At 33.1% G+C, this 13,037-nt stretch carries 14 protein-coding genes; 3 read left to right on the plus strand and 11 right to left on the minus strand.

Annotated elements, in window-relative coordinates; all coding sequences use genetic code 11:
• Positions 1 to 27: 27 nt before the first annotated feature.
• The 9 genes from BXU10_RS23055 to BXU10_RS23095 form a co-directional block, all read right to left on the minus strand.
• Positions 28 to 960 carry a hypothetical protein gene (locus BXU10_RS23055; RefSeq protein ID WP_031455349.1) on the minus strand — a complete coding sequence of 311 codons (933 nt, stop codon included), beginning with the start codon at positions 958 to 960 and terminating at the stop codon, positions 28 to 30.
• Between the two features lie 19 nt (positions 961 to 979).
• Positions 980 to 1,831: a substrate-binding domain-containing protein gene (locus BXU10_RS23060; protein WP_031455350.1), complete on the minus strand. Its 852-nt coding sequence runs from the start codon at positions 1,829 to 1,831 to the stop codon at positions 980 to 982.
• Between the two features lie 68 nt (positions 1,832 to 1,899).
• The gene (locus BXU10_RS23065) at positions 1,900 to 2,373 is read right to left on the minus strand and encodes a DUF4265 domain-containing protein (RefSeq protein ID WP_078229796.1); all 474 of its coding nucleotides are present in this window, start codon (positions 2,371 to 2,373) and stop codon (positions 1,900 to 1,902) included.
• 8 nt (positions 2,374 to 2,381) lie between these two features.
• Positions 2,382 to 2,762: a VOC family protein gene (locus tag BXU10_RS23070; protein ID WP_078229797.1), complete on the minus strand. Its 381-nt coding sequence runs from the start codon at positions 2,760 to 2,762 to the stop codon at positions 2,382 to 2,384.
• A complete protein-coding gene (locus BXU10_RS23075) occupies positions 2,759 to 3,022 on the minus strand; it encodes a hypothetical protein (protein WP_078229798.1) in 264 nt (87 codons plus the stop codon). Before BXU10_RS23075 ends, BXU10_RS23070 begins: the two co-directional genes overlap by 4 nt.
• Positions 3,022 to 3,891 carry a nucleoside phosphorylase gene (locus BXU10_RS23080; protein ID WP_078229799.1) on the minus strand — a complete coding sequence of 290 codons (870 nt, stop codon included), beginning with the start codon at positions 3,889 to 3,891 and terminating at the stop codon, positions 3,022 to 3,024. Before BXU10_RS23080 ends, BXU10_RS23075 begins: the two co-directional genes overlap by 1 nt.
• A 104-nt stretch (positions 3,892 to 3,995) precedes the next feature.
• Complete coding sequence (locus tag BXU10_RS23085; RefSeq protein ID WP_031455355.1) at positions 3,996 to 4,328, minus strand: translation initiation factor; 333 nt, start codon at positions 4,326 to 4,328, stop codon at positions 3,996 to 3,998.
• A gap of 76 nt (positions 4,329 to 4,404) precedes the next feature.
• Complete coding sequence (locus BXU10_RS23090) at positions 4,405 to 5,355, minus strand: isopenicillin N synthase family oxygenase (protein WP_031455356.1); 951 nt, start codon at positions 5,353 to 5,355, stop codon at positions 4,405 to 4,407.
• 341 nt (positions 5,356 to 5,696) lie between these two features.
• Positions 5,697 to 6,602 (minus strand): IS1595 family transposase, encoded by a 906-nt coding sequence (locus BXU10_RS23095; protein ID WP_078226492.1) that lies wholly within the window; start codon positions 6,600 to 6,602, stop codon positions 5,697 to 5,699.
• A gap of 45 nt (positions 6,603 to 6,647) precedes the next feature.
• On the opposite strand from BXU10_RS23095, the gene BXU10_RS23100 reads away from it, so the two are divergent.
• The 3 genes from BXU10_RS23100 to BXU10_RS23110 all read left to right on the plus strand — a co-directional run bounded on the left by BXU10_RS23100 (position 6,648) and on the right by BXU10_RS23110 (position 11,258).
• Positions 6,648 to 7,346 (plus strand): 4-hydroxy-tetrahydrodipicolinate reductase, encoded by a 699-nt coding sequence (locus BXU10_RS23100; RefSeq protein ID WP_223255560.1) that lies wholly within the window; start codon positions 6,648 to 6,650, stop codon positions 7,344 to 7,346.
• A gap of 157 nt (positions 7,347 to 7,503) precedes the next feature.
• Positions 7,504 to 9,480, plus strand: coding sequence for a thiamine pyrophosphate-dependent enzyme (locus BXU10_RS23105; RefSeq protein ID WP_078229801.1), 1,977 nt, complete (start codon positions 7,504 to 7,506; stop codon positions 9,478 to 9,480).
• Between the two features lie 41 nt (positions 9,481 to 9,521).
• Positions 9,522 to 11,258 (plus strand): DUF885 domain-containing protein, encoded by a 1,737-nt coding sequence (locus BXU10_RS23110; protein WP_078229802.1) that lies wholly within the window; start codon positions 9,522 to 9,524, stop codon positions 11,256 to 11,258.
• A gap of 55 nt (positions 11,259 to 11,313) precedes the next feature.
• On the opposite strand, the gene BXU10_RS23115 is transcribed toward BXU10_RS23110, so the two are convergent.
• Positions 11,314 to 12,285: a zinc-binding alcohol dehydrogenase family protein gene (locus BXU10_RS23115; protein ID WP_078229803.1), complete on the minus strand. Its 972-nt coding sequence runs from the start codon at positions 12,283 to 12,285 to the stop codon at positions 11,314 to 11,316.
• Between the two features lie 166 nt (positions 12,286 to 12,451).
• Positions 12,452 to 13,027 (minus strand): Crp/Fnr family transcriptional regulator, encoded by a 576-nt coding sequence (locus tag BXU10_RS23120; RefSeq protein ID WP_078229804.1) that lies wholly within the window; start codon positions 13,025 to 13,027, stop codon positions 12,452 to 12,454.
• Between the last annotated feature and the right edge of the window lie 10 nt (positions 13,028 to 13,037).

A 13,037-nucleotide genomic window follows, 5' to 3' on the forward strand; every position in this document is an offset into this window, starting at 1 on the left:
TTAAATTCCTGACAGGCTTTTTATTTTTTAATTAAGGGTTAAAGCCCCTAAAATTTCTTCGTACATAAAGGGACCGCCAGGATATTTGGCAGTGTAATCCAGATTCATCCAGACCTGACCGCGTTCGTCGATATGATAATGAATTATTTTTCCTTTACTTTCTTTTACAAAAAGGACATTCTTAATTAAATAATTGACTTTCTCCAGATCGATTAAAGACCCAATCAGTATTTCGGGATAAATATGCCCTTTGGTGTGAATTAATCGTGGTGTTCCGCCAATGGAACGAACCGCAGCAGCCATCAAAATAGAATGATCGTCACAATCTCCGGAAAAATATTCTAATGATTCACTGGCTGTGGCAATGTAATCGCCTTCTTTTGGATCGTTAACGTAATTCCATCGATCATTGATTTCCTTAAAAACGGCAAAACACTGAATTATAGTTCTGTAATCTGAGTATCCTTTTATACCTTTAAAATGCTTTGTAGTTGCCATAATAGCGAAGTTTCGAACCTTTGGATTCTGATATTCTATGGCATTAATGATTTTTGATTTATTTGGAAAAGGCAATAGTTTTGCCACAATAATATCCTGCGGAAAAGGATTATCAGACATCGTGTAAATCATTGAATTATAATCTTCGGAAATTTCGTTGAAACCATAATTTCCAATAACACTACCGTAAACTAACACTAATATGTATAGAGCAATACAGATTATAATGATGGTACGTAACAACATCAAAAGAAAGAAAATTGCAGCAAAAACAAATAAAAAAATAAAGATGCGGTCTAAATTTAAAGGCCATTTTAAATCAATCAGGTTTTGGTGCAATATGATAAAAACCGGAATGGTAATCAAAAGACTTAATACCATAATAATAATCTTATCCCAGGGAGATTTCACCTGTAATTTGGATTTTAATTGCGGAAAGTCAATTTTTGGGATTTTTATCATAATAATTAAAAGCAGTGCTTTACAAAGCTTTTACGATTTCAACAAAAGTAATTTTTTTATCAATAATTCCCAGATCAAATAACTGATTTTGAATCTTAATAAAGGCTTTTTCGGTTAAATTTTTTTGTGACCATTGTGTTAACTTTAACCATTCCTGAATATCTTCGAGTTTTTGATTAAATATATCGGCTAATGTCTTATCGATATCTGGAATTAGAGTAAAATCATGTGTTGTACTATTAATCGTTTCAAGGATTTTTTCTACTATTTTAGGATTTTTTTTCAAAAACTCTTCCCGAACTGCAATTACAAATGAAGGCCATGGAGTAGGACAGTCACCAACACGTCTGAAAATACCCTGATCAACAAGCGGTTTGGTCATAAAACGTTCCCACATAAAATAATCAGCAGTTTTGTTTGTCAGAGCTTCGACAGCGCCATCAATTGTATTGATGATTTCAAATTCTAAATTATCTGTTTCCCAGCCTTGTTCATTTGCATTTACGTATGCCATTAATTGTGATCCCGATCCCAATCTGGAAATCGCAGCTTTTTTATTTTTAAGGTCTTTTATTGTCTTGAAATCAGATTTAGCGGCTACGTGAATTCCCCAGATTAAAGGTGATTGTACATAGATCTGTACAATTTTGCTTGGATTTCCGGCAACGATATCTTTTATAATGCCTTCGGTTAAAATAACAGCAATGTCAGCTTCACCATCACGAAGCATCTGACACATTTTGCCAGTACCCTCAGGAATATTTTTCCATTGCAAATCTATATTTTCAGCTTCAAATTCGCCATTTTCAATGCAAAGATGCCATGGCAAATTGAAGTGTTCAGGAACACCTACAATTTTTACAGTTTTCATTCTAGTTTTAAGTTTAAGTTAAGTTGTTTGGGTATGCGTATTCTATGTTTGTTTGTTTGTTTGTTTGTTTAATTTTTTAACAAATCAGTCCTGTGCTTTTCAGAAAGACAAGGTTCTGCAAATTCTATTATTTCCTGTAACTCGTATTGGCTTAAAAGGTCTTTTACAATAGAATAATCTGTATCTTTTGCAACTTCTACTGCAAATAAGGTTTCGTTTAGACTTTCTGATGCACAATTAATTAATTTTAATTCTTCTCTGATTATTTCTTTATCAAATCCTTTCTCTAAAATTACTACCTGAAGAATTGAATTGCCAAAGCTTTCAATTGTTTTTCTGTAAACCAGACGTTCTTCATCTTCATCATATTCTGCAAAGAAAATATCCTCTGTGGCAATCAAAGGCCCAAAAAAAGGAATATTATCCAATTTGAAATATCCTTTTTCTAAATCAATAATTTCTGCCCACATAGTTTCTACAACTGTATCTTCTAATAAATCACTATAATATCTAAATAGGATTTTTTTGTGTGTTTCTGCCATTCTGTAATTTAATTTTGTGCTTTTAAAGGCGATACTACAATACGATAACCATCCGGATCGAGATACATTTGCCCGTTTTCATTCCAATATGGGTTCATTGCAGTTATCTTTTGAATATTATTTTTTAAAAGATTTTCAAGTAAACTATTATATTTTGCAATTGTATCCGGATAAAGTACTATTATATCATCTTCATCAAAAATATGATTTGCTTTTGTTTGAGATTGTGTAAATTCAAATTGCCAGTCTAAATCGGGCTTTCCAATAAAAATACCATCATAATTATTATGTTTTTGAAAACCACCGAGTTTTTGAAACCCTAAAATATTGATATAAAAGTCTTCAATTTTCTTTAGATCATTTGTATGCCGTGCAACTCTTAAAGTCATCCTTCTATTTTTTCAATTAAAATTATAAAACAAATGAAAAGCATAAAACCGACAAATAAATTTTTCTGAGCTGTTGTAAAACCATTTTTATCAATATTGTCACTCTGGTTATCCCAATAATATTCTAGATTTTTAGGATATTTTTCCTCAATAGAAACATTTAGAAGTTGAAAAAAACTCCATCTAAATAAACCTCCCATGCCTAAAGTAAATCTTCTTATTGGTTGAAAAATTATATGATCAATTAAAAAACCAAACATTATATAGCTGCCAATTTATTCAATGTATACGAAATTAATTCATCGACAGCTTTATATGGATCTTCGCTAAAAGTTCCTGAAGCACGATTGGCAATAATCGCATTCAATGACAAAGCATTATGTCCTAATAATGCTGAAAGCCCATAAATAGCCGCAGTTTCCATTTCTAAATTTGTGATACGGTTATGATTAAAATCAAAATTATCCATTTTATTGTTTAATTCTTCGTCCTGAATATTCAAACGTAAAATTCTTCCTTGTGGACCGTAAAAGCCTCCGGCTGTAGCTGTTATTCCTTTAAATATCTTATCGGATTCAATGATCTTTTCTAATGTTTCAGAACACGGGATTGCGTATGGCCTTCCTTTTCTAATATCCCAATTAGTATGCATTATGAAAGCATCTTCCAGTGCATTTTCTGAGACGCCATCAACCAAATAGGAGCGAAGCATATTATCCAATCCTAAACCAAATTTAGACATCACAAAACTATCTACAGGTATATCAGACTGTAGGGAACCTGATGTTCCAATTCGGATAATATTTAAAGATGTCAGTTCTTTTTTTGGCAGACGGGTTTCTAAATCAATATTAACCAAAGCATCTAATTCGTTTAGAACAATATCAATATTGTCAGGTCCAATTCCCGTTGACATTACAGTGATTCTTTTGCCTTTGTAAATTCCGGTTTGGGTTTTAAATTCTCTTTTTTGGGTAGAATATTCAATTGAGTCAAAAAACTGGGTAATTTTTTCAACTCTGTTTTGATCTCCAACAAAAATTATATCGTGAGCTATATGTTCAGGACGAAGGTTTAAGTGATATACACTTCCATCTGGGTTGAGTATTAATTCTGATGCTTGTATCATTTTTTTTGAGGTTCTAAGTTTCTAAGTTTTTTGTGGAGAGGTACACAGTGTCTGTTTTTATGCTATTGTCTAAGAAATTCCAAATTTCATAAATCAACAATTGTTTAACCGCCGACCCTTTTTGTTTTAAATCCTTTTTCTTTTAAAATTGCCATAATTTTATCACGGTAATCACCTTGAATGATGATAGAGGCATCTTTGAAAGTACCGCCAACACTTAATTTTGTTTTAATTTCTTTAGCCAGAATTTTAAAGTCTTCATCGCTTCCTTCGTAACCTTCAATAATAGTTGTAGCTTTTCCTTTTCGTTTTTCAAATTTACAAATCATGGGCTCTTTTTGAACATAAAGTACATGTTCCTGTTCCTGAACTTCTTCGGGTTCGTTTGATTCTATGTGATCGGGAAATAAATTTTTGAGTTGGTCTTTAAAGTCCATTGTGTCATTTTTTAAAATTAAAAAGACATTAAGCATGAACTCAATGTCTTTTTATTACTTATCGTAAATTTAAAGATTATTTTTTTATTAAACCTAAATCTACCAAACGTTCGTATAAATAATCTCCTGCTGTAATGTCTTCGAATTTCTTCGGATTTTCAGCATCAATACAGTTTTCCAGGCAATCCAGACGCATATCGCTTACCGGATGCATAAAAAACGGAATCGAATATCGGGATGTTCCCCATAATTCTCTAGGTGGATTAACTACCTGATGTATAGTTGATTTTAGTTTATTATTGGTATGTCTTGACAACATATCACCCACATTAATTACTAATTCATCATCTTCTGCTATGGCATCAATCCATTCTCCATCATGATTTTGAACCTGTAATCCTTTTCCTTGCGCCCCCATTAATAAGGTAATAAGGTTAATGTCGCCGTGAGCAGCTGCACGAATAGCATTCTCTGGCTCAGAAGTGATTGGAGGATAATGTATTGGTCTTAAAATGGAGTTACCTTCTTTAGCATATTGATCAAAATAAAATTCATCCAGACCTAAATGCAAAGCAAGTGCTCTTAGTACATAAACACCTGTTTTTTCCAACATTTGATAGGCTTCTTTTCCTATAATATTAAAACGGGGTAATTCTTTTACTTCAACATTATCCGGATATTCTGCAGCGTATTTTGAATCTTTGTCAACGTATTGACCAAAATGCCAGAACTCTTTCAAATCTCCCTCTTTACGTCCTTTGGCATGTTCTTTTCCAAAAGAAACATACCCTCTTTGCCCGCCTATTCCGGGAATTTCATAATTGTGTTTGGTTTCTACTGGCAAGGCGAAAAATTTTCGAATTTCGCCATACAGTTCGTCTACCAGTTTGTCATCCAAAAAATGACCTTTTAGGGCTACGAAGCCAATGTTTTCAAATGCACTGCCGATTTCATTTACAAATTTTTGTTTACGTTCCGGGTTGTCCGAAAGGAAATCACGTAAGTCTACACTAGGAATGTTTTGCATACTTTACATTTTTATTTAAGAAAAAAAGGTCTCAGGCCTTTTCATAACAAAGGTATAGAATATTTTAGTTTTGAATTTTAAAAAATAGCATAAAATTGGATTTTTCCTGCAATAATTTAACATAAAGAAAGAAAAACAATTTTGATTAAAATTTAATTTCAGACTTATTTTGCATTAAAAACATGTTAATAATTCTGAAAAACATGAATTTTTAAATAGAAAACTCTATTTTTATGAAAAAGAACATTATGAAAATAGGACTAATCGGATTTGGAAAAACAGGAAAAGCAGTGGCTTCGGTTTTATTGCAAAACAAAAATTTTTTGATTATCCGTTTTTAGTCATAACCCTGTGATGCTTGCTATTACTAGCCTGTCGAATAATTTTTCCTCAAAATACCTCCTATTAAGCTTGTAAACGAACTCATTTAGGTATAATTGAAGATATTTTCCTTTAATTTTATGGAAATTTCCTAGGAAATTTCTTTTTGCATTACTAATTGCAATATGAACCCATCTTAAAGTTTCTGTGGTTGTTTCTTTATTGGATTTTTCAGTTATATGAATTTCTACATATTCTGCAATGTCTATATATGAAGTACTCTTGTCTGTAAAAAGGATACTTTTTTCAGAAATAGATTCCTGTATAGTTTGATTTATTTGCTCCGATGTATGATCCGTTAAAACCTTTGCTTTAAAATACCTGCACTGATTTGATTTTTCACCCGTTTCTATATCTTCTAAAACGGTAGATTCTGCCATAATTGCAACGTTAGATTTCCCAACAGCACCACGTCCACGAATTCCTTTTTCTTGTTCTATTTCAGTAGATTCAATTGTAAAATAACCCTCGTCAAATTCAATCATTCCTTCCAAAGTATAGCGTGCATCTCTATTTCCCATTGCTTTTCGAAGTTTATGAACCATAGACCAAACTGGCTCGTAACGTTTCAATCCCAATTGTTTTTGAATTTCTTTACTCGAAAATCCTTTTTTTGTTGCCGTTAATAAAAATATAGTTTTGTACCAAACCAAAAATGATAAATTCGAACTTTGCATTATCGTTCCACTACGTAATGAAATTCGACTTCTACATTTTTTACATTCATAGCTCCATCTGCTTTTTATCCAAAAATGTTCTGTGCTTCCGCATTTACATTGAACTCCGATCTTATCTCTTTCTTCTTTAAAATGAAGTCGGCAAGATTCTTCGCTTCCAAAATTTGCAGTAAAATTGAATATATTCATCGCTTTTTTTTATCAAAAATAAGGCTTTTTATTCAATTATGAGTAATTACGGATAATCAAAAAAATTTTTCTCTTAAATGGGTAATGAAAAGAAACCATACTTTAGAGAATCGTAATACAGCGGAATATCTGGGAATCGATTCTGACGAGACAGGAAGAATATATTCCAGCGAAACAACTCCAATTGCAGAATTATTAGACAGTCAGCCAGTTGATGTAATAATTGACTTTTCATCTGGTACCGGCATTTACACTTATGGTGAAGCAGCAAGTAAGCGAAAAATCAAGATAATTTCTGCAATCTCACATTATACAAAAAAAGAAAAAGATTTTATAGAATCACTTTCTAAAATGACAACCGTATTCTGGAGCCCAAATATAACTTTAGGTGTAAATTATTTACTGTTTGCTTCCAAATTTTTAAAGAAAATCGCTCCATGGGTGGATATTGAAATTATTGAAGAACATTTTAAAGGAAAAGACGGAATCTCCGGAACAGCCTTAAAGATCGCAGAAGCACTGGAGGTAGAAAAAGATGAGATAAATTCTGTTAGAGCTGGCGGAATTGTTGGTAAGCATGAAGTTGTTTTCGGATTTCCGTTTCAGACCGTAAGGCTGGTACACGAAAGTATTTCACGTGAGGCTTTTGGAAGCGGTGTAATCTTCGTTGCCGAAAATCTAAGGGATAAAAAAGAAGGGTTGTTTAATTTTGAAGATATTCTCACTCCGTATTTTGCAGTTTAAAAAAGCCTTAAGAAATTACGATGAATGAATTTTACCTTAATGATTTAAAGATAGTACCATAAAGTTTCATTTATTAATGATCTTTCAATGATTAATTGTTTAACAAATGCAATTAGGATTGTTGTATTTTTATATATTTGAAATAAAAATAACTACAATGATCTTTTACAGACAAGACCTTACTGACGCTCAATTATTAGATTTATATAAAAAAATACTAAAGCCTCGTTTAATCGAAGAGAAAATGCTCATTTTGATCCGGCAGGGAAAAGTATCAAAATGGTTTTCCGGAATTGGTCAGGAGGCTATTGCAGTTGGTGTTACAGCTGTTTTGGATGAATCTGAATATGTATTGCCAATGCATAGAAATCTGGGCGTTTTTACTTCAAGAAATATTCCGCTGCATCGACTGTTTTCGCAATGGCAGGGAAAAGCGAATGGTTTTACAAAAGGGAGAGATCGGAGTTTTCACTTTGGAACACAGGAATACAAAATTATCGGAATGATTTCGCATCTTGGTCCACAGTTAGGCATTGCAGACGGAATTGCCTTAGCCAATAAACTTCAAAATAATAAAAAGATAACAGCTGTATTTACCGGTGAAGGCGCAACCAGCGAAGGTGATTTTCATGAAGCTTTAAATATTGCCGCAGTCTGGAGACTGCCTGTTATGTTTATTATTGAAAATAACGGTTACGGGCTTTCGACCCCTACGAATGAACAGTATTTGTGTGAAAATCTGGCTGATAAAGGACTAGGTTATGGTATGGAAAGCCATGTTATTGACGGAAATAACATTCTGGAAGTTTATACTAAATTATCTGAACTAAAAGCTTCAATGCAGGAAAATCCTCATCCTATATTATTAGAATTTAAAACTTTTAGAATGCGCGGTCATGAAGAGGCGAGCGGTGTAAAATATGTTCCTCAGGAATTAATGGATGAATGGGCTGCAAAAGATCCCGTTACAAATTATCGAAAGTTTTTGACAGAAACGGGTATTTTGACAGCCGAATTTGATGAACAGCTTCATAACGAAATCAAACAGGAAATTGAGGATAATTTAGCGATAGCAAATGCAGAGCCTGAAATTGTGCCAACTCTTGAAGGAGAATTAGATGATGTTTACAAACCTTATGAGCATGAAGAAATTAACCATTCATCAGATTCTAAAAATATTCGTTTTCTGGATGCCATTAGAAATAGTTTAGAGCAATCTATGAAACGACATGAAAACCTTGTTATTATGGGGCAGGATATAGCAGAATATGGTGGTGCCTTTAAAATAACGGATGGTTTTGTTGAGTTTTTTGGAAAAGCCCGGGTTCGCAATACTCCTATTTGTGAAAGTGCAGTTGTTTCAACCGGAATGGGTTTATCAATTAACGGTTATAAAGCGATTGTTGAAATGCAGTTTGCTGATTTTGTTTCAACAGGTTTTAATCCCATTGTTAATCTACTGGCAAAATCCCATTACCGCTGGGGCGAAAAAGCCGATGTTGTTGTACGAATGCCTTGTGGTGGTGGAACTCAGGCAGGACCATTTCATTCGCAGACAAATGAAGCCTGGTTTACCAAAACTCCAGGGTTAAAAGTAGTTTATCCGGCTTTTCCGTATGATGCCAAGGGACTGTTAAATACTTCAATAAACGACCCGAATCCTGTTTTGTTTTTTGAGCATAAACAGTTGTACAGAAGCATTTATCAGGATGTTCCAAATGATTATTATACGATTCCGTTAGGAAAAGCAGCCTTGATAAAAGAAGGAAAAAAGATAACTATTATTGCTTTTGGCGCAACGGTACATTGGGCATTGGAAACGTTAGAAAAAAATCCTGATATAGAGGCTGATTTAATCGATTTAAGAACTCTGCAGCCTTTGGATACCGAAACTATTTTTGCATCGGTTAAAAAAACAGGAAAAGTCATTATTTATCAGGAAGATACCTTGTTTGGCGGTATAGCAAGTGATATTTCGGCCTTAATAATGGAACAATGTTTTGAATATCTAGATGGACCGGTAAAGAGAGTTGCCAGTTTAGATTCTCCAATTCCGTTTACAAAAGCTTTGGAAGATCAATTTTTACCAAAAGACAAATTCGAAAAAGAACTTATTGATCTATTGGCATATTAAACCATGATGATTTTGCATTTATACTTTACAAACTAATAAACATGAAAAAAATATTTATTTCAATTATTACACTTACTCTGCTTTTTTCCTGTAATAAAAGCACTAAATCCAATGAGGATGCAGATAAAAAATTTGACAACTATAAAGATGGTTTTGTTACTGCTTTATGGCAAATTAATCCAGAATGGGCATCTGCTGTGGGATATCATAAATTAGACAGTCTTTTGGTAACTCCAAATGCGGAGGCTGATAAAAAACAACTTGATTTTGTAAATGCACAATTAGATTCTTTAAAACAATATAATATTGAAGACTTATCGGATAAGAATAAAACAGATTTCCATATGATAAAAAATCAACTGGAAAGCACAATATTTAATATTAAAGAATTGAAATCATCAGAATGGGATCCATCAGAATATAATGTTTGTGGTTTATTTGCCGAAATTTTAAATGGCAATTATGACAGTTTAGAAATTCGCCTCCGTGCTTTTAATACCAAAATGAATACTATTCCGACTTATTATGAGGCTGCCAAAAAGAATATTAAAAATCCAACTATTGAACATACTGAACTGGCTATTGCTCAAAATTTAGGTGGTTCTTCTGTTTTTGAAGCCGATTTAAGATCAGCTTTAGAAAAGAGCAAATTAAGTGATGCCGAAAAAAAGGAAATGCTTGACAAGGCTAAAGTTGCTGTAAAAGCAATTAAAGATTATACAGACTGGTTAAAAGCATTGCCTAATAAAACGCCACGTTCTTTTAGATTAGGGGAAGCTTTATATGCTAAAAAATTCAATCTTGATATTCAATCCGGTTATTCAGCTGATGAAATTTATAAAATTGCTATTGATCATAAAAAAGACCTGCATGATAAAATGTTTGCCCTTGCCGATAAGCTTTGGTCAAAATACAAAGGGAACACTCCTAAGCCAATTGATAAACTGTCAGTAATTAAACAGGTAATTGATCAGATTTCGCTAAAACATACAACTCCTGAGAAATTTCAGTCTGAAATAGAAAAACAAATTCCGGAGTTAACGGCCTATGTTAAAGCCAAAGATTTATTATACATTGATCCGTCAAAACCATTAGTAGTTCGTAAAGAACCAGCATATATGGCCGGAGTTGCAGGAGCATCAATATCAGCACCAGGACCTTATGATAAAAATGCAAATACCTATTATAATGTAGGCAGCATGTCTGGCTGGACAGCCGAAAATGCCGAGAGTTATCTGCGTGAATACAATGATTATATTTTACAGATTTTAAATATTCACGAAGCTGTTCCGGGACATTATACACAATTGGTTTACAGTAATCAGTCGCCAAGTATTATCAAATCTATTTTAGGAAATGGTGCCATGATTGAAGGCTGGGCTGTATATGCAGAGAAAATGATGTTGGAAAGCGGTTATAAAAATTCTGATGAAATGTGGTTGATGTATTATAAATGGAATTTAAGAGCAACCTGCAATACAATTTTGGATATTAGTGTTCATACTAAAAATATGTCTAAAGAGGCTGCTTTGGATTTGCTTATCAACGAAGCTTTTCAGCAAAAGGCGGAAGCTGAAGGAAAATGGAAACGTGTTACTTTATCGCAAGTACAATTATGTTCTTATTTTACAGGCTATACTGAAATTTATAACTTAAGAGAAGAACTTAAAAAAGAGCAAGGTGATAAATTTAATTTGAAACAATTTCACGAAAAATTCCTGAGCTTTGGAAGCGCACCGGTAAAATATATTAAAGAATTGATGTTGTCTAAAGAATAGATAGATCCTTTAAAAGGGTTTGACGAGATTAAATTATCTTATCAAACCTTTTTTTTTAGATAGTTACAACCAGACGTTTACCATCAGAGACATCTTTAGTCCATATTTTTTCAATATCGATCAAACTAACTTCTTCAATATTTATTTTCAATTTATTTTGAGCTGCAAGAAGAAACATTTCCGGAAGTATTTCTGAAAAAAGTAATTTCACTTCTTCTCTAGTCCAGCTTCCTAATCCGGAACCTGATAAATGAAGATCCACACTTCTTAAAATTCCCGATGATAATTGAATAGTGTCGCCTGAGATGGAACCAATTGAAACATATCTAACTTTATTTGTAAAGCCCCCGTTTCCTTTTAATGCTGATAAAATCAATTCAGCAGAATGTCCCCATAAATAATCAAGAATAATATCAATTGGCGTATTTTGATGGATTTCTTTAAGTTGACTGAGTATCGATTCATCATCCTGTTTAAAAGAAATGATTTCATCAGCACCTAATTTTAAAAGATTTTCAAGTGTCTTTTCATTTCGTCCGGTTACGATTATTTTTTTTGCTCCGTAATGTTTTGCAAGCTGAATAGCCATTTGGCCTGTAAAGCCCGTAGCTCCGTTTATTAAAACAGTTTCTCCCTGTCTCATTCCGGCCCGAAAGCGTAATGCCATAGCTGATCCTGCAATTGCATTAGGCATTGCCGCTGCTGTTGTATTATTAATTCCTTCCGGTAACGCCACCATTCTGTTTTTTTCAACAATTGCCTTCTCAGCAATTGTTCCCGTAATTCCTCTTGCGTAAACCCTTGTGCCATCTTCTAATAAACCAACACCGTCACTTCCTATTACGGTCCCGTTTTGATTTTCATTTTCAGATGAATAATGTTTGCCGCTGGCTTTTGCTTTATCCAGATTGGTAATAGCTACTGCTTTGACCGAAATTAAGATTTCGTTTTCATTTTGTGGAATTGGATCTGCAAATTCTGCATATTTTGGCATTTCGCCTTTTTTGTAAATTACTGCTGCTTTCATATGTTGATATTTATTGATTTTTATCGGTCATATGTAATTCGCATATCTTTATTGGTGCTTACGAACAATTTAAGGTTATGCTCATTTCATAAGTTTAAATTTTATGATACAAAGCTAAATAGCAGTTTAAAGACAGGCGATAACATTTGTTATCAAATTGACCCGATTATTTTTTCTGAAGTAATTTGCTTTTTATCCGGCTTAAATGAACTGTACTTACACCAAGATAAGAAGCAATATAATGCTGTGGAACACGTTGAATAATTTGAGGATTTTCCTCAGTTAAATTTAAATATCGCTGAGAAGGGGAATCTTTTATAAAAGAAACAAAATGGTGTATATAATCGAAAGTGCGCTGAAAAATCTTGTCAATAAACTGATCTCTTAATTCGGGAATTTCCTTAATTTCTTCCAGTATTATATCAACATCACTTTTATGGATCCACCATAAAACAGAAGGTTCAATGGTTTCAATAAATACAGGGCTTGGGAGTTTTTTAATAAAACTTTCGATGGAAGCTACGCTTTGGTTTTCGAAAAAAAACTGGGTAGTAAGATCCTTGCCGTTATTGTTGAACCAAACCCGGATACAGCCTTTTTCGATTATAAAAAGTCTTTTTGAGATTTCGCCTTCTTCTAAAAGTATTGTTTTTGCAGGAACTTCAAGGCGTTTGAAATAGCTTGTATATTCATTCCATTTTGAATCATCAATGAGGAATTTATTTTGGAATTGATTAAACATTGGTTTTGTT

Source organism: Flavobacterium sp. LM4 (genome assembly GCF_002017935.1).
In the GTDB taxonomy this organism is placed as follows: domain Bacteria; phylum Bacteroidota; class Bacteroidia; order Flavobacteriales; family Flavobacteriaceae; genus Flavobacterium; species Flavobacterium chungangense.

Coding starts and splice junctions, on each gene's coding strand:
- BXU10_RS23065 (WP_078229796.1), bottom strand. CDS start 2,373: ATGGCAGAAACACACAAAAAAATCCTATTTAGATATTATAGTGATTTA.
- BXU10_RS23095 (WP_078226492.1), bottom strand. CDS start 6,602: ATGAATATATTCAATTTTACTGCAAATTTTGGAAGCGAAGAATCTTGC.
- BXU10_RS23070 (WP_078229797.1), bottom strand. CDS start 2,762: ATGACTTTAAGAGTTGCACGGCATACAAATGATCTAAAGAAAATTGAA.
- BXU10_RS23115 (WP_078229803.1), bottom strand. CDS start 12,285: ATGAAAGCAGCAGTAATTTACAAAAAAGGCGAAATGCCAAAATATGCA.
- BXU10_RS23090 (WP_031455356.1), bottom strand. CDS start 5,355: ATGCAAAACATTCCTAGTGTAGACTTACGTGATTTCCTTTCGGACAAC.
- BXU10_RS23110 (WP_078229802.1), top strand. CDS start 9,522: ATGAAAAAAATATTTATTTCAATTATTACACTTACTCTGCTTTTTTCC.
- BXU10_RS23120 (WP_078229804.1), bottom strand. CDS start 13,027: ATGTTTAATCAATTCCAAAATAAATTCCTCATTGATGATTCAAAATGG.
- BXU10_RS23080 (WP_078229799.1), bottom strand. CDS start 3,891: ATGATACAAGCATCAGAATTAATACTCAACCCAGATGGAAGTGTATAT.
- BXU10_RS23105 (WP_078229801.1), top strand. CDS start 7,504: ATGATCTTTTACAGACAAGACCTTACTGACGCTCAATTATTAGATTTA.
- BXU10_RS23085 (WP_031455355.1), bottom strand. CDS start 4,328: ATGGACTTTAAAGACCAACTCAAAAATTTATTTCCCGATCACATAGAA.
- BXU10_RS23060 (WP_031455350.1), bottom strand. CDS start 1,831: ATGAAAACTGTAAAAATTGTAGGTGTTCCTGAACACTTCAATTTGCCA.
- BXU10_RS23075 (WP_078229798.1), bottom strand. CDS start 3,022: ATGTTTGGTTTTTTAATTGATCATATAATTTTTCAACCAATAAGAAGA.
- BXU10_RS23055 (WP_031455349.1), bottom strand. CDS start 960: ATGATAAAAATCCCAAAAATTGACTTTCCGCAATTAAAATCCAAATTA.